Annotated in this window: 21 protein-coding genes and 1 tRNA gene; 9 read left to right on the forward strand and 13 right to left on the reverse strand. The window is 68.0% G+C overall.

Going from position 1 to position 19,915, the window contains the following annotated elements; translation table 11 throughout:
• Position 1: 1 nt before the first annotated feature.
• On the reverse strand, positions 2-1,924 hold the full coding sequence (locus QRN21_RS14295; protein WP_285364739.1) for an acetyl/propionyl/methylcrotonyl-CoA carboxylase subunit alpha: 1,923 nt from the start codon (positions 1,922-1,924) through the stop codon (positions 2-4).
• 5 nt (positions 1,925-1,929) lie between these two features.
• Positions 1,930-3,483, reverse strand: a complete 1,554-nt coding sequence (locus tag QRN21_RS14300) for a carboxyl transferase domain-containing protein (protein ID WP_285364741.1) — start codon at positions 3,481-3,483, stop codon at positions 1,930-1,932.
• Positions 3,484-3,595: 112 nt separating this feature from the next.
• On the opposite strand from QRN21_RS14300, the gene QRN21_RS14305 reads away from it, so the two are divergent.
• Positions 3,596-4,189: a TetR/AcrR family transcriptional regulator gene (locus QRN21_RS14305; protein ID WP_053096047.1), complete on the forward strand. Its 594-nt coding sequence runs from the start codon at positions 3,596-3,598 to the stop codon at positions 4,187-4,189.
• Here QRN21_RS14305 and QRN21_RS14310 read toward each other — a convergent pair.
• The 3 genes from QRN21_RS14310 to pdhA are packed head-to-tail and all read right to left on the reverse strand — an operon-like array spanning position 4,182 to position 7,671.
• Positions 4,182-5,546, reverse strand: a complete 1,365-nt coding sequence (locus QRN21_RS14310) for a dihydrolipoamide acetyltransferase family protein (RefSeq protein WP_056278709.1) — start codon at positions 5,544-5,546, stop codon at positions 4,182-4,184. The two genes, QRN21_RS14305 and QRN21_RS14310, sit on opposite strands and share 8 nt — an antisense overlap.
• Positions 5,543-6,553, reverse strand: a complete 1,011-nt coding sequence (locus tag QRN21_RS14315; RefSeq protein WP_056278708.1) for an alpha-ketoacid dehydrogenase subunit beta — start codon at positions 6,551-6,553, stop codon at positions 5,543-5,545. The genes QRN21_RS14310 and QRN21_RS14315 overlap by 4 nt, the downstream gene beginning before the upstream one ends.
• A gap of 2 nt (positions 6,554-6,555) precedes the next feature.
• Entirely contained in the window at positions 6,556-7,671 is a 1,116-nt protein-coding gene (gene pdhA / locus QRN21_RS14320; protein ID WP_072591265.1) for a pyruvate dehydrogenase (acetyl-transferring) E1 component subunit alpha, read from the reverse strand.
• A gap of 168 nt (positions 7,672-7,839) precedes the next feature.
• Here pdhA and QRN21_RS14325 point away from each other — a divergent pair, with 168 nt between their 5' ends.
• Complete coding sequence (locus QRN21_RS14325) at positions 7,840-8,313, forward strand: Lrp/AsnC family transcriptional regulator (protein ID WP_053096043.1); 474 nt, start codon at positions 7,840-7,842, stop codon at positions 8,311-8,313.
• Here QRN21_RS14325 and QRN21_RS14330 read toward each other — a convergent pair.
• A complete protein-coding gene (locus QRN21_RS14330) occupies positions 8,285-9,184 on the reverse strand; it encodes an alpha/beta fold hydrolase (RefSeq protein WP_053096042.1) in 900 nt (299 codons plus the stop codon). The two genes, QRN21_RS14325 and QRN21_RS14330, sit on opposite strands and share 29 nt — an antisense overlap.
• 80 nt (positions 9,185-9,264) lie before the next feature.
• On the opposite strand from QRN21_RS14330, the gene QRN21_RS14335 reads away from it, so the two are divergent.
• From QRN21_RS14335 to QRN21_RS14360, 6 genes are all read left to right on the forward strand, one after another.
• Entirely contained in the window at positions 9,265-10,017 is a 753-nt protein-coding gene (locus tag QRN21_RS14335; protein WP_285364749.1) for an exonuclease domain-containing protein, read from the forward strand.
• Positions 9,998-10,936 carry a helix-turn-helix transcriptional regulator gene (locus QRN21_RS14340; RefSeq protein WP_230100814.1) on the forward strand — a complete coding sequence of 313 codons (939 nt, stop codon included), beginning with the start codon at positions 9,998-10,000 and terminating at the stop codon, positions 10,934-10,936. The genes QRN21_RS14335 and QRN21_RS14340 overlap by 20 nt, the downstream gene beginning before the upstream one ends.
• An 86-nt stretch (positions 10,937-11,022) precedes the next feature.
• Complete coding sequence (locus QRN21_RS14345; RefSeq protein ID WP_056278704.1) at positions 11,023-11,355, forward strand: DUF7882 family protein; 333 nt, start codon at positions 11,023-11,025, stop codon at positions 11,353-11,355.
• Between the two features lie 77 nt (positions 11,356-11,432).
• A complete protein-coding gene (locus QRN21_RS14350) occupies positions 11,433-12,263 on the forward strand; it encodes a glycosyltransferase family 2 protein (protein ID WP_230100815.1) in 831 nt (276 codons plus the stop codon).
• The gene (locus tag QRN21_RS14355; RefSeq protein ID WP_285364754.1) at positions 12,260-13,093 is read left to right on the forward strand and encodes an endonuclease/exonuclease/phosphatase family protein; all 834 of its coding nucleotides are present in this window, start codon (positions 12,260-12,262) and stop codon (positions 13,091-13,093) included. Before QRN21_RS14350 ends, QRN21_RS14355 begins: the two co-directional genes overlap by 4 nt.
• Positions 13,090-13,716 carry a DUF2238 domain-containing protein gene (locus QRN21_RS14360; RefSeq protein ID WP_230100817.1) on the forward strand — a complete coding sequence of 209 codons (627 nt, stop codon included), beginning with the start codon at positions 13,090-13,092 and terminating at the stop codon, positions 13,714-13,716. The genes QRN21_RS14355 and QRN21_RS14360 overlap by 4 nt, the downstream gene beginning before the upstream one ends.
• On the opposite strand, the gene QRN21_RS14365 is transcribed toward QRN21_RS14360, so the two are convergent.
• Both QRN21_RS14365 and QRN21_RS14370 read right to left on the reverse strand, forming a co-directional pair.
• Positions 13,698-13,771, reverse strand: a tRNA-Ile gene (locus QRN21_RS14365). The two genes, QRN21_RS14360 and QRN21_RS14365, sit on opposite strands and share 19 nt — an antisense overlap.
• A 29-nt stretch (positions 13,772-13,800) precedes the next feature.
• The gene (locus QRN21_RS14370; RefSeq protein ID WP_230100818.1) at positions 13,801-14,337 is read right to left on the reverse strand and encodes a gamma carbonic anhydrase family protein; all 537 of its coding nucleotides are present in this window, start codon (positions 14,335-14,337) and stop codon (positions 13,801-13,803) included.
• Between the two features lie 140 nt (positions 14,338-14,477).
• Here QRN21_RS14370 and QRN21_RS14375 point away from each other — a divergent pair, with 140 nt between their 5' ends.
• Positions 14,478-14,963 (forward strand): Dps family protein, encoded by a 486-nt coding sequence (locus tag QRN21_RS14375; protein WP_053096038.1) that lies wholly within the window; start codon positions 14,478-14,480, stop codon positions 14,961-14,963.
• A 57-nt stretch (positions 14,964-15,020) separates the two neighbouring features.
• Here QRN21_RS14375 and QRN21_RS14380 read toward each other — a convergent pair whose 3' ends face one another.
• The 5 genes from QRN21_RS14380 to QRN21_RS14400 are packed head-to-tail and all read right to left on the reverse strand — an operon-like array spanning position 15,021 to position 19,886.
• Complete coding sequence (locus QRN21_RS14380; protein WP_285364757.1) at positions 15,021-16,517, reverse strand: amidohydrolase; 1,497 nt, start codon at positions 16,515-16,517, stop codon at positions 15,021-15,023.
• Complete coding sequence (locus tag QRN21_RS14385) at positions 16,514-17,155, reverse strand: FMN-binding negative transcriptional regulator (protein WP_053096036.1); 642 nt, start codon at positions 17,153-17,155, stop codon at positions 16,514-16,516. The genes QRN21_RS14380 and QRN21_RS14385 overlap by 4 nt, the downstream gene beginning before the upstream one ends.
• Positions 17,156-17,178: 23 nt before the next feature.
• Positions 17,179-18,177, reverse strand: coding sequence for an Fpg/Nei family DNA glycosylase (locus QRN21_RS14390; protein WP_056278701.1), 999 nt, complete (start codon positions 18,175-18,177; stop codon positions 17,179-17,181).
• A 1-nt stretch (position 18,178) separates the two neighbouring features.
• Positions 18,179-18,664: a ribose-5-phosphate isomerase gene (locus QRN21_RS14395; RefSeq protein ID WP_053096034.1), complete on the reverse strand. Its 486-nt coding sequence runs from the start codon at positions 18,662-18,664 to the stop codon at positions 18,179-18,181.
• 37 nt (positions 18,665-18,701) lie between these two features.
• Positions 18,702-19,886, reverse strand: coding sequence for a ferrochelatase (locus QRN21_RS14400; protein WP_285364760.1), 1,185 nt, complete (start codon positions 19,884-19,886; stop codon positions 18,702-18,704).
• Between the last annotated feature and the right edge of the window lie 29 nt (positions 19,887-19,915).

Consider the following 19,915-nt stretch of genomic DNA (forward strand, 5'->3'; position numbering starts at 1 on the left):
GTCACTTCTCCTCCGTCGTCATGTGCGCGACCGGCTGGTCGCGTCGAACCTGATCGCCGACGGCGACCAGGAGGCGCACCGTCCCGTCCTGGGGCGCCAGCACCGGGTGCTCCATCTTCATCGCCTCGATCGAGACGAGCGGCGTGCCGGCGGTCACGACGTCGCCATCGCGGACATGCACGGCCACCACGCTTCCCGGCATCGGAGCTCTCGCATCCGGACCGTTCGCGGACTCGCTCTGCTCCCTCTGCTGCAGACGGTGCAGCAACAGGGCTCGGCGATCGAGAGGCTCCAGGCGCACGGTGCGTCCGTCCTCGCTGACCCAGACCGCACCGTCGTCGTCCACCGCAGCGATGGCGCGCGACCGCGAGCCGCTGGATGCAGGCGCGGGGATGACCTCGCCGCGTTCGGTCCGGAAGGAAATCTCGCGCCGATCGTCCTGCGTGAGGTCCTGCCACACCGCGCCCGCTCGCTGACTCACCCTGGTCGCGCCGACCGCGTCATCCGTGCCTGAGACAGTTCGCCGTGCGGCGGCCAGCATCGTCGGCGATGGCGGCTCCTCGACGAGCGGCAGAAGCGTCTCGATGAGTCCCGTGTCGAGGTCCCCGGCCGTGACCCGCTCATCGCGGCAGAGTGTGCGCAAGAACCCGATGTTCGTGTCCACACCCAGCACGACGGTCCTGCTCAGAGCCTCATCGAGCAGGCGGAGCGCGGTGGTCCGGTCGTCAGCGAACGCGATGATCTTCGCGATCATCGGGTCGTAGAATCCGGTCACGTCGTTGCCCGTCTCCACGGCCGCATCGACCCTCACGCCGCGCGGCGGATCGAACAGCAGCACGCGTCCGGTCGAGGGCAGGAATCCGCGCTCCGGCGATTCCGCGTACACGCGCGCCTCGACGGCGTGACCGTGCAGACCCGGCGCAGGGTCGAGACGTCCGCCTGCCGCGACGTGGATCTGCAGGGCGACGAGGTCGAGGCCGGTGACCTCCTCGGTGACGGGGTGCTCGACCTGCAGACGGGTGTTCATCTCGATGAAGAAGACCTGGTCCGGAAGATCGGCGTCGATGAGGAACTCCACGGTTCCGGCGCCGACGTACGAGACGCTCTGTGCGGCCTGCGTGGCGGCTTCGAGGAGTCGGTCCCTCGTCGACTCGGGGATCCCCGCAGAGGGAGCCTCCTCGATCACCTTCTGGTGACGTCGCTGCAGCGTGCACTCGCGCTCGCCGAGGGTGATCACCGTTCCGTGAGCGTCGCCGAACACCTGCACCTCGATGTGCCGGGGGCGTCGGATGAGCCGCTCCAGGATCAGGGAGTCGTCACCGAACGCCGAACGCGCCACCCGTCGAGCGGACGCCAGTGCGGCGCTGAGCCCGGATGCCGCCTCGACGACCTCCATACCCTTGCCGCCGCCGCCCGCACTCGGCTTGACGAGCAGCGGGTAGCCGACAGCGTCGGCCTCGTCAGCGATCTCCGCGTCCGACAGTCCTCTCGCATCGAAACCCGGCACCACCGGGACCCCGGATCGCACGACATGGTCGCGGGCCTTCGCCTTGTCTCCCATGATCTGGAGTGCGTCGACCGACGGACCGATGAAGACGATGCCGCTCTCCGCGCATGCCTCGGCCAGCCCGACGCTCTCCGAGAGGAATCCGTAGCCCGGATGGATGGCCTGCGCTCCGGTCGCGCGGGCTGCGGCGATCACGGCATCGATGTCGAGGTACGACTCGGCGACCGGCGCCGGGCCGATCCGCACGGCTTGATCGGCCTCGCGCACATGGGGGGCGTCGGCATCCGCATCGCTGTAGACGGCGACGCTGCGGATGCCCATCGCACTGAGAGTGCGGATGACCCGGCGTGCGATCTCGCCTCGATTGGCGACGAGGACGCTGTCGAAACGATGGGAGGTGGGGACACTGTTCGTCATTGCGGTCACATCCGGAAGAGGCCGAAACGCGGCTCGGGCAGAGGGCTTCGCGCGACCACATCGAGGGCGAGCCCCAGCAGGTCACGGGTCTGGGCGGGGTCGATGATGCCGTCGTCCCACAGGCGCGCGGTGGCGTAGTACGGCTCACCCTGGGTCTCGTACTGCTCCCGGATGGGCTGTTCGAACGCGAGCCTCTCGTCGGTACTCCACGCCTGTCCGCGAGCCGTCAGCTGGTCGTCCTTCACCGTCCCGAGAACGGAGGCCGCCTGGGCGCCGCCCATCACCGAGATACGGCTGGCCGGCCACGTCCACAGGAAGCGAGGCGAGTATGCACGTCCGGACATGGAGTAGTTGCCGGCCCCGAAGGATCCGCCGATGATGACGGTGAGCTTCGGCACGCGGGTGCTGGCGACAGCGGTGACCATCTTCGCTCCGTCCTTCGCGATGCCGCCCGCCTCGGCATCCGATCCGACCATGAAGCCGGAGATGTTCTGCAGGAACACCAGAGGGATGCCGCGTTGGTCGCAGAGCTCGATGAAGTGCGCGCCCTTGAGGGCGGATTCGCTGAAGAGCACTCCGTTGTTCGCGACGATCCCGACCGGGTGCCCGTGCAGGCGCCCGAAGCCGGTGACGAGAGTCGTGCCGTACTCCTTCTTGAACTCGCGGAACGTGCCGCCGTCGATCAGCCGATCGATCACCTCGTGCACGTCGTACGGGGTGTTGACGTCGACCGGGACGACGTCATAGAGCGAGCCGGGTTCGGACGGCCGACGCGACTCGACCACGTCCCAGACCGGAGCGAGGGGCGACGGCAGGGTGGCGACGATGTCGCGCAGGATCTCGAGTGCGTGCTCGTCATCCTCGGCGAGATGGTCGACCACCCCGCTGCGCCGGGCGTGCAGTTCGCCGCCGCCGAGCTCCTCCGCTGACACGATCTCACCGATCGCCGCTTTCACGAGCGGAGGGCCGCCGAGGAAGATCGTCCCCTGGCCACGCACGATGACGGTCTCGTCACTCATCGCGGGGACATAGGCTCCGCCCGCCGTGCACGAACCGAGCACGGCGGCGAGCTGCGGGATCCCCTCCGCGGACATCCTGGCCTGGTTGAAGAAGATGCGTCCGAAGTGCTCGCGGTCCGGGAACACCTCGTCCTGCTTGGGGAGGAAGGCGCCGCCGGAGTCGACGAGGTAGAGACACGGAAGTCGATTCTCGAGCGCTATCTCCTGTGCGCGCAGGTGCTTCTTGACCGTGAGCGGATAGTAGGTTCCGCCCTTGACTGTCGCGTCGTTGCACACGACCATCACGTGCCTGCCGTGGACGAGGCCGATCCCCGCGATGACTCCCGCGGCTGGCGCCTCTCCCCCGTACAGTCCGTCGGCCGCCAACGGGGCGATCTCGACGAAGGGGCTGCCCTCGTCGAGGAGTCTGGTCACGCGATCACGCGGGAGGAGCTTGCCGCGCGCGATGTGCCGTTCCCGGGATGCCTGCGGCCCCCCTTGAGCGGCGACGGTCAGTCGTTCGTGCAGCTCGGCAGCGAGAGACTGCTGGGTTGCGGGCATCGTGACGTCCTCCTCGACCACATCGCGCCGGCGTCATCGCCCTGGCGCATTCGATGCTTTCTCGGTTAGTGTTCACTAACCGATCGCATCAGGTTAGCGAGGATTAACTGAGATGACAAGCCCTCCCACTGCGCGAGACCGCGCCAAGGCGGAGCGGTCTGACGCCATCCTCCGAGAAGCCGCACGGCTCTTCGCCGAGAGCGGATACAACGGTGTGAGCCTCGAAGACATCGGCGCCGCCGTAGGCGTCTCCGGACCGGCGGTCTACCGCCACTTCGCCGGCAAGCAGGCGCTGCTCGGCGCCGTGCTCGTCCAGGTGAGCGATGACCTGGTCTCGGGCGGCACGAGTGTCGCGGCGGGCGGGTCCACACCCGAGGAGCGCATCCGCGCGCTCGTCGCCTTCCACGTGGAGTTCGCGCTGGGTCACGCGGATGTGATCCGAGTGCATGACCGGGACGTCGCGCATCTCGCCGCTCAGGATCATGCCGAGGTCCGCCGGCTGCAGCGCGCATACATCGAGCTCTGGATCGAGACCCTGAGCCCTCTGGTCGATGCCGACGCCGACGAGCTTCGTCTGCGGGTGCAAGCGTGCTTCGGGCTCATCAACTCGACGCCGCACAGCACGCGCGCGGCGTCCCGGCAGCGCTCCGCCACCGCGACAGTGCTCGCCGCGATGGCGGAATCAGCGCTCCGAGCGACTACCTGAGCAGCATCGCCCTCCCCGGTTCCTCCAACACGTCCGCGACGTCCTTGAGGAACCTCGCTCCCTCCGCCCCGTCGACGATGCGGTGGTCGAACGACAGGCTGAGAGTCATCACCTGGCGAAGGGCGATCTCACCGCGGTACTCCCACGGAAGGCGCCGGACGGCGCCGACGGCGAGGATTCCCGACTGCCCCGGAGGCAGGATGGGGGTGCCCGAGTCGATGCCGAACACACCGATGTTCGAGATGGAGAAGGTGCCGCCCGCCAGCTCGACAGGAGATGTGCGTCCTTCCCGCGCGGTGACGGCGAGAGATGCCACCGCATCGGCGAGCTCCGTGAGTGTCAGAGACTCGGCGTCGCGGATGTGAGGCACGATGAGTCCCCGCTCGGTCGCTGCGGCGATCCCGAGGTCCACGTATCCGAACTGCACGATCTCGCCCGCGGACTCGTCCCATCGGGCATTGAGCCCGGGCGTGCGACTCAAGGCGAGACAGGCCGCTTTCGCCACCACCGCAAGCGGACCGATCCGATGCTCCGAGAGTGAGCGGTCGCCCCGCAGCGAGGCGATGAGGTCCATCGTCGCCGTGACATCCACCGTGTGGAAGACCGTGACGTGCGGTGCGGTGAACGCGCTCTCGACCATCGCCGCAGCCGTGTGCTTGCGAACTCCGCGGATGGGGATCCGCGTCTCCCGAGAGCCATCACGGAGGCTCGCGGCATCGTCCGGAACCCGCGGTCGGGGAGGCGCGGGATCGACCTGTTCTGCGGTCGTCGCCGTGCGAGACGCGTAGTCGTCGACATCCCCGCGGGTGATCACGCGATCCCCCACCGTCGCCGCCACCAGCACGAGATCGATCCCGAGACGCTTGGCATACGCACGCACGGGCGGAGTGGAGCGCGGCCGCTCGGCGACGACCTCGACGCTCACGGTCGGCGACGCGTCGTGCGGCGCCGCTTCGAGCACGGCCGTGTCGGTCGCCGCCCGTCCGCCGACCGCACGTCTGGCACGTCGGGCCGGTCGCCCGGATGCTGATGGCGCAGCTCCGTAGCCCACGAGGTTAGGCTGCGCCTTCTCCTCAGCACCGCCGCCATCCGAGGCGGCAGACGAAGCGTCGTCGGCTCCCTCGACATCGAACTCGATCAGCGGCGCGCCCACTGCGACGGTCTCCCCCGCCGCAGCATGCAGGGCTGTGACGACGCCTGCGTGCGGAGAAGGCAACTCGACGATCGCCTTGGCGGTCTCGACCTCGGCGAGAGTCTGATTGAGCGCGACGACATCGCCGGGAGCGACGAGCCACTGGACGACCTCCGCCTCGGTCAGTCCTTCTCCGAGGTCGGGCAGTCTGAACTCCGCGTTCACGCGTCTGCTCCCGTCAGGCTGTTCGGACGGTCGAGCACCCGGTCGACGGCGTCCAGCAGTCGGTCGAGATCCGGCAGATGGTATTTCTCGAGCTTCGCCGGCGGGTACGGGACGTCGTGTCCGGTCACGCGCAACGGCGCCGACTCGAGGTACTCGAAGCAGCGCTCCGTGACGCTCGCGATCACCTCAGCCGCCATACCGGCCTCTCGCGACGCCTCGTGCGCGACGACGACACGGCCGGTCTTGCGGACCGACGTCGCCACGGTGTCGTAGTCGACCGGCGACAGCGAACGCAGATCGATGACCTCGAGCGAGATGCCATCGTCTTCGGCGGCCTCGGCGGCCTGCAGCGCGGTCGTCACCATCGCCCCGTAGGTGATGAGAGTCGCATCATCGCCTGTGCGGACGACTCGCGCGAGTCCCATGGGTGCGGCATCCGCGAGCGGGGCGTCGAGATCGACATCGCCCTTGTGGTGGTAGAGCCGCTTCGGCTCGAAGAAGATCACCGGGTCGTCCGACGCGATCGCCTGGCGAAGACTCCGATAGGCGTCTTCCGGATTGGAGACCGCGATCACACGGAGCCCTGCGGTGTGCACGAAGTACGCCTCAGGCGATTCCGAGTGATGCTCGGCAGCACCGATGCCTCCCGCCCAGGGGATGCGGATCGTGATCGGCATCTTCACCCGGCCCTGCGTCCGGTAGTGCAGCTTCGCCACCTGCGCGACGATCTGGTCGAAAGCCGGATAGACGAAACCGTCGAACTGGATCTCGACCACAGGGCGATAGCCGCGGAACGCCAACCCGACCGCCATGCCGACGATGCCGGATTCAGCGAGGGGCGTGTCGATGACACGCTGGGGCCCGAACTCGTCGAGCAGTCCATCCGTGATGCGGAAGACGCCTCCGAGCTTGCCGATGTCCTCGCCCAGCAGCACGACCTTGTCGTCGTCGCGCATCGCCCGTCGTAGACCTGCTCCGAGCGCCTTTCCGAGAGTGATCTGAGTCATGCTCACGCCTCGCCGTCGAACGACGCGAGGTACGCGGCGTACTCGTCGCGCTGCCGCTCGAGGCCCGAGTGCGGCTCTGCGTAGACGCCGTCGAACACCGCGAGCGGAGGACGCGTCACCATGCCCAAGCACTCGGCGCGCATGTCTCGAGCCGCGGCGTCCGCCGCTCTCTGCGTGTCCGCGAGCTGGTCGTCGTCGAGCTCCCCGATCGAGCGCAGGTGTGCCTCCAGCCGGGCGATCGGGTCACGCTCACGCCATGCCTGGAGTTCGTCGTCGCTGCGGTAGCGGGTCGGGTCGTCGGCTGTCGTGTGCGGACCCATGCGATATGTGACGGCCTCGATGTAGGCGGGGCCCTGTCCGGACCGCGCGTGCGCGAGAGCCCAGCGCATCGCGGCCATGCAGGCCAGCACGTCGTTGCCGTCCACGCGCAGGCTCGGGATGCCGAAGCCGGGCGCGCGTCCGGCGATCGGATACTGCGATTGCACCGACACCGGCTCCGAGATGGCCCAGTGGTTGTTCTGGCAGACGAACACCACCGGAGCCTGATACGAGGACGCGAAGATCATCGCCTCGTTCACATCTCCCTGGCTCGTGGCACCGTCGCCGAAGTAGGTGACGGCGACCTCGTCCGCATCTTCATGACGGATGCCGAGCGCATACCCCACCGCGTGGAGCGTCTGCGCTCCGATGATGATCTGCAACGGAGCGACGCGGAGCGCTGCGGGGTCGTGACCCGCGCCCTCTTCACCACGCCACATACGGACGAAGTCGCCCGGCTGCGCGCCACGTGCATAGATGACACCCGTCTCGCGGTAGCTCGGGAAGACGTAATCCTGCGGTGCGAGCGCCCTCGCGGTTCCGATCTGGGTCGCCTCCTGCCCCTGGCATGGCGCCCAGAGACCCAGCTGGCCCTGACGCTGGAGCGCCACCCCCTCCGCGTCGATGCGCCGGAGGATGACCATGTCGCGGTGAAGCGCGCGCAGTCCGGCACCGTCGACGTCGGCGACGAACCCGTCGAGACGAGTGTTCGCGACGCGCTCGCCGTCCGGCGCGAGGATGCGCTCCGCGAGTTCGAGATCCTGCGCCATGTCGGCGATCGGAGTGATCTGGGGTGACATCGTCGTCCTCCTCGTTCGTGGCCGTCGTCACGGGTTCTACGCGCGGCCCCGGCCTCAGCGCCGGTTCACTTGAGAGTACGTCCGCTCATCACCTCGCTCAAGCAATCGAGAGCGGCTTGAGCATGTTGCCAAATCTGGGGTACATCGTGCCTGCTATCGTTTGGCACTATGGCCGGACTTGACCGCATTGATCTGGAACTTCTCGCCGCACTCGCCGATGACCCTCGCGTGACGATCGTGGCGCTGGCGGAGAATCTCGGACTCTCCCGCAACACCATCCAGGCGCGCATGGCGCGACTCGAGCAGACAGGGATCTTCCAGTCGTACGAGCGGTCGTTCTCGACCGACGTGCTGGGGTTCCCCCTTCAGGCGTTCGTGAGCATCGGCGTGCGTCAGACCGAATTGCCGCGGATCATCAACGAACTGGCGCGCATTCCCGAGGTCGTGCAGGCGCACGGACTCAGCGGATCGATCGATCTGCTTGCACGCGTCGCGTGCAGGGACGCCCGCCACCTGTTCGACACCGATGCGCGCATCCTGTCGATCGACGGAGTCGAGCGGACTGAGACCTCCCTGGCCATGGGCGAGGTCATCCCCTTCCGGGTTGCCGGCCTCATCGGGCTCGCGAGACGGGAATCCTGAGGAATCGTCGTACGGCGCCTGCAGCCTCGGCAGGCGTCTCGTAATGGATCAGGTGTCCGACCTCGGCGATCTCCACGAGGGTCGCGTCATCGAATCTGGTGGCGAGCTCCCGCTCGACCTCGATCGGTGTGATGTCGTCGCGCTGAGCGGCGATGAGCAGAGTCGGCGTCGGGATCGAGCGGGCGAATTCGCTCACATCATGCGACACGCTCGTCACGAACGCGTCCCGCAGGACATCGCGGTCGGCGAAGCGCGAGAAGTAGGTGTCGTGCTGATCGTGGATGAAACGTCGCAGCTGCGGGTCCGACGTCTTCGCCATCGTGATGCTCATGACTCTGACGATCAGTCGATTCCGCAGCAGAGCAGTGCCCAGCCGCTCGGGCAGCCGCGCCCCGAGCGAGTAGTACAGCACGGCCAGCCGCGTCATGATGCCCTTGGGGCCCTCGAGGGCGGGTGCGCCGATCGGATTGATGAGGATCAGCCGCGGAGTCTCGAGCCCTGCCGCCACGGCCGCGGAGGCGACGATCGATCCGAAGGAGTGCCCGAGGATCACCGCCCCGGGGGCCACCGCAGCGGCGAACTCGGTCAGCCACGCGACATACTCATCGAGATCGTACGAGCGCCCGGCGACGGGCGCCGTCTCTCCGAAGCCGGGAAGGTCGGGAGAGATGACCCGGACCTCGGGAAGGAACGCGAGAACCGGCTCGAGACCGTGGTGCTCGCCTCGGAATCCATGCACGGCGACGACTGTCACATCTGCGTCGGAGGGACCGTACTCCCAGTACACGGTCGTCCCGCCTCTGACCTCGACCTCATGACGCACGACCGGCAGTCGGCTCAGACGGTCGGCATACGGAGAGGGCGCGGGCATGGATCAAGTCTAGGGTCGTCGCATGCGGGATCCCCGTGTGCCTCCGCCCCGATGTCGGAGCCCGGTTCTACGGTGAGATCATGCCCCCGGCACCCTCGCTCCCGCACTGGATCACTCGCGTAGGCGTGTTCGACCTCGAGACGACCGGTGTGGACGTGGAGCACGATCGCATCGTCAGCGCACACGTCGGGCTCCTCGACGCCGGCGGCCGCGAGATCGCCGCACGGGACTGGCTCGCGGATCCCGGCGTTCCGATTCCGGACGGCGCCACCGCCGTGCACGGGATCACGACCGAGCACGCGCGCCGCCACGGACGGCAGGGCGCCGAGGTGGTCCGAGAGGTCACGGCGGCCCTGCGATCCCTGCTTTCTCAGGGTGTGCCGATCGTGGCCTACAACGCCGCATACGATTTCTCCCTCCTGGCGCACGAGTCGCATCGCCACGGCATCCCGCCACTGGAGGACCCTTCACCGATCATCGACCCGCTCGTGATCGACAAGGCCTATGACCGCTATCGTCCGGGCAAACGCACGCTCGAGGTGGTCGCAGCCCTCTATGCGGTGCGCCTCGAGGACGCCCACGAAGCGGCGGCGGATGCCGTGGCCGCCGGCCGGGTCGCGCAGGCTCTGGCCCGCCAGTTCGTGCTTCCGGATACGCTGGAAGAGCTGCACACACGCCAGATCGGGTGGGCCCGCTCTCAGGCGGCGAGCCTCACGGAGTACTTCATCCGGATGGGCCGCATCGAACCTGATGAGCGCCTCGACGGAACCTGGCCGGTCCGTGCACGTCGAACCGTTCAGGAGGTGCCCCGCGATGCGATTCCGTACCAGTGACGTCTCGCGTGTCGAGAGCACCTGGAAGCAGTTCGTCCCGTCCGCCGTACTGCACGACGTCGACCCGCAACGCTTCCGCTTCGACTGGCACTCTGCCGATCTCGGTGCCGTGAGTCTCGTGCGCTACGACCTCGCCGCCGAGGTGCGCTCGACAGCCGAACCACAGGACCAGGTGCTGGTCTGCCGTGTCGATGGGCCCGATGCCCGGGTGTACTCCGATCGAGGAGATCTCGATGCGAGTCTCCCCTGGATCTCCGATGGTCCGAGAGTGCGCGCCCGCTGGGATGCGGGAGCGAGGGTCACGGCACTCGTCTTCGAGCGGGACACCCTGACCCGCCTCGCGAAGAGGATCAGTGGCGACGACCGCGTATCCGTCCGCGTGGGCGATCTCGCTCCGCGCTCCGCGCACGCTGGGGCCGCCTGGGATCGCATGTTCGCGTATCTCGAGATGAGCGCCGCGGATCTCGTCGACGATACGGACGATGACGATCTCGTGCGCAGCGAACTGGCTCGCCATGCCGCGGCGACGACGCTCGCGGCCTTCGCGACGACGAGTCGCCTGCAACGGCATCGGCCGGCGCAAAGCATGCCGGCGCCGGCGACGGTGCGTCGCGCCCTCGCCTTCATCGCCGAGAATTCGCACCGGCCGATCACGGTCGACGACGTCGCCGCTGCCGTCCACATCTCGACGCGAGGCCTTCAATACGCCTTTCGGCGCGCACTCGACACGACGCCGGCGGAGTCGCTGAGGCAGGCGCGCCTCGATGGAGCGCACCGCGATCTGCGTTCGGGCTCACCGACGACGGTCGCCGCGGTGGCCCGACGGTGGGGTTTCTCGCATCCGTCTCGCTTCGCCGCGGCGTATCGCGAGAGCTTCGGCGTGCTTCCTTCTGTGACGGCGGCGAAGCACCGTCGATGACACTATGCGAACAGATTGTTCGCACGTGTCGCGCGCCGCGACCAGCACGCCGAGAGCGGCGCCGACTGAGACATATATTCCGAGATATGGGTTCTCTCTATTACGGCGGCTCGGAGCCGATCCATATCGAAGATCGGGCGCTCGCGCACCTCAAGGTCGTCGTCGCGACGAAGTTGCGTCGCAACGAGAGCTTCACACTCACGTGGAAGCATCCCGACGGTGACACCGAAGGCCGTTCGACGGTCTGGCTGCATCCGTCGATCCCGCTGCGGTTCGTCTTCGACGAGAGCGAGACGCCCGAGCTCAGCCGCCGATGGATCGAGGATCTCGCTCATTCGGCCAACTCGAGCGGGGGCATCACGCTCGTCGACGAGGTCATCGACCCCTCGCCCGACCTCGACGCCGCGGGCACTCGCTGACGTCCACAGGCATCGGCACGCACCCGCCGGTGTCAAGTCCCTCGCGCCCGACGTCGGGTGATGCCACGATCGAACCGATGACGGCACACACCGAGGGGCACACGATGGAGGCGGTCGATGGCCTTCCGTCGACGGCGAATCAGGGCACACGGCTCACCACGTCAGTGGTCATCCCGGTCAAGGACGATGCCGAGCTGCTGGCGCGCTGCCTGAGCGCTCTGCACGCCCAGGACCAGCCGGCCGACGAGATCATCGTCGTCGACAACGGCTCATCCGACTCGTCGGCCTCCGTCGCCCTCGCCTGGGGTGCGCGCGTGCTGACGTGTCTCGATCCCGGCATTCCCGCTGCAGCGTCGACCGGGTATGACGCGGCTCTCGGCGAACTGATCCTGCGCCTCGACGCGGACTGCGAACCGGATGCTCAGTGGATCACGGCCATCGTCTCGGCCTTCGACGACGACGAGCACCTCGGGGCGATCACTGGGCCCGCGCGCTTCACGGACGGGCCGGCAGCCCTGCGCACGCCACTCTCGCGGCTCTATCTCGGCGCCTATATGACCCTCTTGAGCGTCACTCTCGGACATCTGCCCCTCTTCGGATCCAATCTCGCGTTCCGCAGGGAGGCCTGGCAGGCCGTGCGGTCCGACGTGCACCGAGGAGACCCCGACATCCACGACGACCTCGACCTCGCCTTCCACCTCGGCGAGAACCACCGCATCGCCCGGCTCCCGCACACCACGATGGGGATGTCGATGAGGCCGCTCACCGCAGGACAGTTCGGTCGACGCGTGCACCGAGGCGTCCGTAGCGTGCTCGTGCACTGGCCCCGCGACTTCCCACCCCTGCGTTGGGGACGGCTCATCGTCCGCCGCCGCCTGTTCAGCACCGCGGGACGGAGCGCCCGGTGACGGTCGTGCCGCTGATCGGTCCCGTTGCTGCACCGGACCTGCACGTGATGTCGTTCAACATCCGTCGCGCGATGGAAGGCGCCCTGCGTCGGAAGCGTGACCGCTGGAGCCATCGCGAGCCTGCGGTCGCCGAGATGGTCCGCTCGGAGCGGCCGACCGTCCTCGGACTGCAGGAAGTGCTCCCCCGATCGCTGAAGGCCGTCACCGACGCCCTCGGGCGGGACCATCGGTTCGTCGGCAGAGGGAGGAACCGCGATGGCACGGGTGAGGGAACACCCATCCTCTACGACGCGTCGCGGCTGGAACTGCGCGGGTGGGACCAACACGCTCTCTCGACACGGATCGACGAGCCGGGCAGCCTGTCATGGGGAGCGCTCTTTCCTCGCATCGTCGTCTCCGCGGAGTTCAGGGACAGGTCGACAGGGGTCGCGTTCCTGGTCGTCAACACCCATCTCGATCATCTCTCGCGTCGGTCTCGGCGACGTTCTGCCGAGGTCATCGCCGCACTGGTTCGCGCGCGCTCCCTTCCGACGGTCGTGATGGGAGACCTGAATGCGGGCCCCGGCTCCCAGGCCCTGCGCACACTCGTCTCGCGCGCCGATCTGAGCGACTCCTGGGGCGCGGCAGATGATCGGCTGACGCCCCTGTGGAGCACCCTCAGCGGATATCGGCGTCCGAAGGTCGGCGGTCGACGCATCGATTGGCTGCTCGTCAGTCCGGATGTCCGAGTCCGTGCCGCTGCAGTGAACGCACACGTCTTCGACGGGATCGCGCCCTCGGATCATCGCCCGGTGCAGGCGCTCCTGCGCCTGACGGGGAGGACACCGTGAAAGAGGACTTCCTGCGACCGCCGCGCACCGTCACGGAGTGGTCGGCCGACGTCGTGCGGGCGGTGGGCATCATCGGGGTCGCCGTCGCGCTGATATGGCTCGCCCCGACCGACGCCGGCATCGCGGCGCTTGCGCTTCCCGCTCTGATGCTGCCGCGAGTTCTGGGCATGCGCGGGTGGTTCGACCTCACCGTGTGCGCCACCGTGCTCGTGGCGGCGTGGAGCAATGTGCTCGACCTGTACCGGTCGATCCCCGGATGGGACCTGCTCCTGCACCTGATCTGCACGGGGGTTCTCACGGTCGTCGCCGCACTGATCCTCACCCGGGCAGATGTCGTGCCCCTGACTCGCGACTCGGGCGCCAGCCGACGCACCTCGCTGATCCTCGCGCCCGTCCTGGCGCTGGCGCTGAGCGCGGTGTGGGAGATGATCGAGTGGCTCGGCTGGGCCTACCTCAGTGACGAGATCTTCGTCACCTACCAGGACACGATCGGCGACATGGTCTTCGGCGCCTTGGGCGGGATCGCCGCCGGAACAGTCCTCGCGACGTCGTCCCTCGATCGACAGCGGTCGACCGATGACGTCGCTGCGAAGCGGAGCAGGAGTAGGGCGGGCGGGACTTGAACCCGCGATCGTTGGGTTATGAGCCCACTGCCTTAACCAGCTTGGCCACCGCCCCGTGAGGACCAGCCTATCGGTCGATTCCGATCAGATCGGTGTCGCCGCGGCGTGGGTCCGGACGTGCGCGAGGTAGACGTCGGCGTTCGCGATCAGGTCAGCACGCTCCTGGTCGCTGAGCGCTCGGCGCACCTTCGCGGGCACCCCGGCCACCAGTGATCCGTCTGGCACCTCTGTGCCTCCGAGCACGACGGCTCCACCGGCGATGAGACAGCCGGCGCCGATGACGGCCCCGCTGAGCACGACGGCTCCCATGCCGATGAGCGAACCGTCTCCGATCGTGCACCCATGGACGACCGCGTTGTGACCGATCGACACCTTCGCGCCGATGACGACCGGATGCGCCGCGTCGACATGGACCGAGACGTTGTCCTGGACGTTGCTGTCGCGTCCGACCGCGATGGAGGCAGAGTCGCCTCGAAGGACCGCGTTGTACCAGACACTCGCACCCTCGGCCAGCGACACGTCTCCCACGATGCGTGCGCCCTCGGCGATGAACGCGTCGGCGGCGATCCGCGGGGACTTCCCCGGCAGGGCGAGGACGGAGGCTCCGGCAGCGATGCTCATAAGGTGAGACTATCCTCCCAAGCCCGGATTTCCGCGTGATTCCGGGCCACTAAGCCGAGCCTTCGCTTGCTTGCGGAATGATTTCAGACGAGTAGCGTTGTCCTCATCAGGCACGAAGAGACAACTCCGGAGGAGTCACAATGAGCAAGGTACAGACCGTTTCCACCACCGCCAGCGACCCGACCGTGGCCGCTGCAGCGTCTCAGTTCCTCTCCCCCGTCGTGCTCGGTCTCCAGGCGCTGACGATCGACGGCAAGCAGGCGCACTGGCATGTCCGCGGCGCCAACTTCGTCGGAGTTCATGAGCTTCTCGACACCATCGTCGCGCACGCCGGCGACTTCGCCGACACGGCCGCCGAGCGGATCGTCGCCCTCGGTCTCCCGATCGACGCGCGCATCAGCGCCGTCGCCGCCAAGGGCGGTGCGACGTCGGTTCCGGCTGGCTTCACCCAGTCCGATGAGCTCGTGCGCGCCGTCATCTCCGACATCGACGCGATCCTCGTCGACGTGAAGGCAGCGATCGACGGGCTCGACGAGGTCGACCTCACGAGCCAGGACGTCGCGATCGAGATCATGCGCGGGCTCGAGAAGGACCGCTGGTTCCTCGTGTCGCACATCGCAGCCTGAGCACCCACGCGACGAAGAAGGGCACCGGGCTTCCGGTGCCCTTCTTCGTTCTCGCGCTCATCCGCCGTAGGTCAGCCGCCCGGCGACCATCGTCGCCATGACCGGCATCCCTCGCAGATCCGCACCTGATGCGGAGAGCGGGTCGTAGCCGCACAGGGCGATGTCTGCGGCCTCCCCCGGACGGAGAGCCGTGCGGACGCTCGCGTGGATCGCCTGTTCCCTCGTCAGTCGCTCTTCGGGGTGCCAGGGGTCGCGATCATCGTCCGTGCGGGTGACCGCCGCGGCGATCGCCTGCCAGGGATCGAGGGGAGCCACGGGAGCGTCGGATCCGAAGCGGATCTCCACACCGGCGTCTCGGAGGGCACTGAGCGGATAGCCGATCGACGTCTGCCCGGCCCAGTGCCGGCCGACCAGATCCCTGTCATCGAGCGCGTGCTGCGGTTGCACACTCGCGATGACGCCGAGCCTGCCGAACCGCGCGAGGTCGGAGTGCCGCACCAGCTGAGCGTGCTCGATGGTTCCGACGGCACCCGACACCGTGAAGGCGTCCAGCGCCCCGGTGACGGCGCGATCACCGATCGCATGCACCGCGACCGAGAGCCCTGCGCCGGTGGCGGTCGTGAGCAGCTCGGCGAGCTCGGCGGTCGGTACATTGAGCACCCCGAAGTTCTCGGGATCGCCAGGATACGAATGCGAGCAGGCCGCGGTGCGCGTGCCCAGCGAGCCGTCGCTGATGATCTTCAGCGGCCCGATCCGGATCAGGCCGCGCCCGGCTTCCGGTGCGTCCGCCGCCTCGTGCAGCTCGCCCGACCGGAGCCCGGCGCGGATCGCACGTCCGAGGTCGAAAGGGTAGATGGCGAACTCGACACGATGGGCAGCGAACCCGGCACGGATACGCCGCGGCCAGGCATCGGCGTTCCAGGCCATGTCGAAGTCCACCAGGCCGGTGATGCCTCGAGAGGCGGCCCTCTCCCCCGCGTCGCGGACCGCTCTGTCGCCGCGTTCCGGGTCGACGGCGTTCAGGCGACGGGAGATCTCGAAGGCTTGCTCCTCTCTGAGCATCCCGTCCGGACTGTCGAAGCCCTCGAGCCGCAACGCCGCCGAGTTGAGCCACGTGCTGTGCACATCCGCGTTGATGAGATAGGTGGGCACTTCTCCCGTGGCGCTGTCGAGAAGTGCGAGCGAGGGCTGATCGGGCCACATCGCATCACGGAACCCGCTGCCGACCTTCCGCCCGTCCGGGAGGGGCGCCGCGGAGGACATGATCGCAGCCGCCTCCGACGCGGAGCCCGCGCCACCGAGAGCGACGCGTTCGGCGGCCAGAGCCCACTGCACCGTGTGCACGTGGTTGTCCCAGAGGCCCGGCACGGCCCACGCTCCGTTGCCGTCGAGGGTGCGCCCCTGTGGCGGCAGCGCTCCGGCGGGGGCGATGTCGCTGATCCGGCCGTCTTCGATGAAGATGTCGACGGGCTCGTCGTCGATCAGGAACTCCTTGCCCGGTCCTGAGACCCGGACGCCCGACAGGGTGGCCACGCTGTCTGCGGCTCCGGTCACGAGCGGGCTCCGACGCGCGCCTGCTGGGCGCGACGCATCTCGGCGGCGAGGGCGGGCTGTGCGTACGGCCCATCGGCCTCGAGTTCGGCGATGATGGTCTCCACTGTCTCGGCCGGCTTGTTCTGACTCAGTTTGCGTTTGGCGACGACGCGTGTCGGGGTGAGCCTGAATCCCACCGTCCCTGCGGCCAGCCGTGTGATGAACGCGGGGTCGTTCGGCCGTTCCCACATCTGCCGTGGCTCCGGCATCCGCCCCTCGAAACGGTCGACGAGTCGATCGAGAACGGCGAGATTCTCTTCGTCGCTGAGTATCTCGGGAACTCCGGCAAGATGAACGGCCGTGTAGTTCCACGTCGGAACGGACGGGACATCGCCATACCAGCCCGGTGAGATGTAGCCGTGCGGCCCCTGGAACACGATGAGCAGTTCCCTCTCGCCCAAGCCGTGGATCAGGTCGTCGGGCCGGCCGACGTGACCGACGACCGTGAGATCATCGCGATCCTGGTCGAGCAGCACGACGTAGTGAGAGGAGACGAGGCCCTCCGGTCCGTCGCTCACTATGGTCGCCCACGGATCGGCATCGATGACCCGACGGATCTCGGCCACATCAGCGAGCGTGAAACTGGGGTTCTGACGCATCCTCTCAGCCTACGGCTGACCGGTCAGGCCTGGCAGCGCGGGCACCAGTACAGCTTGCGGGCGCCGATCTCCTCGAGGGCGATCTCGGTGCCGCAGATACGACACGGCAGACCGGCACGATGGTAGACCCAGTGGCGATCGTCGCGGCTCGCCATCGCCGCCCGATAGGCGTCGGGCGACAGATCATCCATGGTCATCATCTGGCCGGTCTCCACACCGACGGCCAGCAGCCGCACCCAGTCGCGCCACAGTGCTCGCACGACCTCCTCGGGCACCTCGCGGCCGGGCGTGTGGGGGTTCAGCCGCTGTCGGAACAGCATCTCCGCGCGATACACGTTTCCGATGCCGCTGACCACGGCCTGATCCATCAGCAGAAGTGCGATCACCGTCTGCTTCTTACGCACCGCCTGCACGAAGCGCTCCTCGTTCTGCGCGGGATCCCCCACGAGGGGATCCGGGCCGAGCTTGGCGACGCTTGCGAGCATCTCCTCCGGACTCTGGAGCACGCAGGCCGTGGGGCCGCGCAGATCGGCAGCCGTGATGTCGGTCATCAGACGCAGTCGAACCTGTCCGACGACCGGTGGGGGCCATTCGAGTCCCTCGTCGGCGAGCCCCTTCGTCTGCTCCGACATGCGCACGTGCACCCGAGTCCGGCGGGGTGCGCCGATCGAGGCGAGCGAGTTCTCTCCGGCATCGTCGAGGATCTCCTCGTCGACCACAGTTCCGCGCTGGTTCGTCTGGCCCATGCGGCCGTTCGCAGAGGCGATCGTCGGGTCGACCAGGATGTCGCCGGCGAAGTCCCACGCTCCGTACAGGCCGAGGTGCACCCGAAGCCACACATCGCCTTCGGCCTCGAGGAACATCTGCTTCCCCACCGCCTGCACGCTGATCGCCTCACGACCGTTCAGGACGGCCGCCCCCTCGGCGAATCGTCCCTGGGGGCTCGAGGCGAGCATCTGCTTGCCGACGAAGTTACGGTCGAACTGGCGCGCGATGCGGTGGACCGAATGTCCCTCGGGCATCTCAGGCTCTCGGATCCGGGAGCAGCGAGCCGTTGCGCTCGAAGTCCGCGATCTGACCGATTCGGCGGATGTGGCGCTCGTCCTCCGAGAACGGCGTCGCGATGAAGGTGTCGATGAACGAGGTGACCTCGTCGAAGGAATGCTGCCGCGCCCCGATCGAGATCACGTTCGCGTCATTGTGCTGGCGGGCCAGCTCGGCGGTCGACGTGTTCCACACCAGCGCGGCACGGACGCCCTCGACCTTGTTCGCGGCGATCTGCTCGCCGTTGCCGGAGCCGCCGAACACCACACCGAGCGTCTCGACACCGGCCGCCTGATCCGCGACGACGGCCTGCGCCGCACGGATGCAGAATGCGGGGTAATCGTCGAGCGCGTCGTACTCGATCGGCCCGTGGTCCACGACCTCGTGTCCCGCGCCGCGGAGGTGATCCTGTAGCTGCGTGGAGAAGTCGAGACCGGCGTGATCGGTGGCGATATGGATGCGCATGGCATCCATCCTAGAAGCGCCGCGGGTCAGCGGGTGCTCACGGGGCCACGCCGGCGGCGGCCGGCTTGAATCCGGCGCGGACGTTCTCACAGCAGCCCGGACGGCACACGTCGAACGCACCCGGCAGCGACGTCACATGAGGGCGCTCCTCGTTGGGGCGGCCTTCCAGCCGCTCGACGATCAGGTCGACGATGCCGGTGACGAATGACGGCGCCACCCCGGGCGTGGGAGTGCGTGTGAAAGCCAGTCCGGCCTCTTCCGCCGCTTCGGCCGCCTCGGTGTCGAGGTCCCAGAGGACCTCCATGTGGTCGCTCATGAAACCGACCGGCACGACCGCCACGGCTTTCCGACCGCGCTCGGGGAGTTCGCCGATGACGTCGCACACATCCGGCTCCAGCCACGGCTGCGAGGCGGGACCCGAACGGGACTGGTAGACGAGCTCCCACGACACGTCCGCCGCTTCGGGGATGCTCTCGCGGACTCGATCCATGACCCACGCGGCGACCGCGAGGTGCTGCGCCGCGTAGGCGCCGCCCTCGCCCCAGTCGATGTCCCGCGCACCGGAGCGCTCCGCGTCGGCCGTCGGGATGCTGTGGGTCGAGAACAGGATCTGGATGTCCGCGGCGGCGATGCCCTGTCCGAGGAACGCCTCCACGGCCTCGCGGACGCCCGTCTCGAACGACTCGACGAATCCGGGGTGGTCGTAGAAGGGACGGATCTTGTCGATCGTCACCGTGTCGCCGAGCTTCGTCGCCTCGAGCACGCGTGCGAAGTCCTCGCGATACTGCCGGCAGCTCGAGAACGAGCTGTAGGCACTGGTGGCGAACGCGAGCAGGGTCGTCTTCCCGTCGGCGGCCGCCTCGGTCACGACCTCCTCGAGGTACGGACTCCAGTTGCGGTTGCCCCAGTACACCGGAAGATCGATGCCGCGGCGTGCGAGCTCGCCCTCCAGGGCCTCCTTGAGAATGCGGTTCTGACCGTTGATCGGGCTCACGCCACCGAAGTGGCGGTAGTGATGCGCCACCTCTTCCAGTCGTTCATCGGGGATACCGCGACCGCGCGTGACATTGCGGAGGAACGGGATGACGTCGTCCTGTCCCTCCGGCCCTCCGAATCCGGCGAGCAGGATGCCGTCGTACGCCGTCGGCGTCGATACGTAGGGCGCACCTTCGGCAGCGGCAGCAGAGGCAAAGAGGACGTGGTTCGGCTCGATCGCGGTCACCCCTCCATCCTTTCACCTTCCAGACGTGA

This window comes from Microbacterium sp. LMC-P-041 (genome assembly GCF_030209555.1).
Taxonomy (GTDB): Bacteria; Actinomycetota; Actinomycetes; order Actinomycetales; family Microbacteriaceae; genus Microbacterium.

Coding starts and splice junctions, on each gene's coding strand:
- QRN21_RS14295 (WP_285364739.1), bottom strand. CDS start 1,924: ATGACGAACAGTGTCCCCACCTCCCATCGTTTCGACAGCGTCCTCGTC.
- QRN21_RS14370 (WP_230100818.1), bottom strand. CDS start 14,337: ATGAGCATCGCTGCCGGAGCCTCCGTCCTCGCCCTGCCGGGGAAGTCC.
- QRN21_RS14385 (WP_053096036.1), bottom strand. CDS start 17,155: ATGCGTCAGAACCCCAGTTTCACGCTCGCTGATGTGGCCGAGATCCGT.
- QRN21_RS14350 (WP_230100815.1), top strand. CDS start 11,433: ATGACGGCACACACCGAGGGGCACACGATGGAGGCGGTCGATGGCCTT.
- QRN21_RS14330 (WP_053096042.1), bottom strand. CDS start 9,184: ATGCCCGCGCCCTCTCCGTATGCCGACCGTCTGAGCCGACTGCCGGTC.
- pdhA (WP_072591265.1), bottom strand. CDS start 7,671: ATGTCACCCCAGATCACTCCGATCGCCGACATGGCGCAGGATCTCGAA.
- QRN21_RS14345 (WP_056278704.1), top strand. CDS start 11,023: ATGGGTTCTCTCTATTACGGCGGCTCGGAGCCGATCCATATCGAAGAT.
- QRN21_RS14340 (WP_230100814.1), top strand. CDS start 9,998: ATGCGATTCCGTACCAGTGACGTCTCGCGTGTCGAGAGCACCTGGAAG.
- QRN21_RS14335 (WP_285364749.1), top strand. CDS start 9,265: ATGCCCCCGGCACCCTCGCTCCCGCACTGGATCACTCGCGTAGGCGTG.
- QRN21_RS14375 (WP_053096038.1), top strand. CDS start 14,478: ATGAGCAAGGTACAGACCGTTTCCACCACCGCCAGCGACCCGACCGTG.
- QRN21_RS14390 (WP_056278701.1), bottom strand. CDS start 18,177: ATGCCCGAGGGACATTCGGTCCACCGCATCGCGCGCCAGTTCGACCGT.
- QRN21_RS14315 (WP_056278708.1), bottom strand. CDS start 6,553: ATGACTCAGATCACTCTCGGAAAGGCGCTCGGAGCAGGTCTACGACGG.
- QRN21_RS14325 (WP_053096043.1), top strand. CDS start 7,840: ATGGCCGGACTTGACCGCATTGATCTGGAACTTCTCGCCGCACTCGCC.
- QRN21_RS14395 (WP_053096034.1), bottom strand. CDS start 18,664: ATGCGCATCCATATCGCCACCGATCACGCCGGTCTCGACTTCTCCACG.
- QRN21_RS14305 (WP_053096047.1), top strand. CDS start 3,596: ATGACAAGCCCTCCCACTGCGCGAGACCGCGCCAAGGCGGAGCGGTCT.
- QRN21_RS14300 (WP_285364741.1), bottom strand. CDS start 3,483: ATGCCCGCAACCCAGCAGTCTCTCGCTGCCGAGCTGCACGAACGACTG.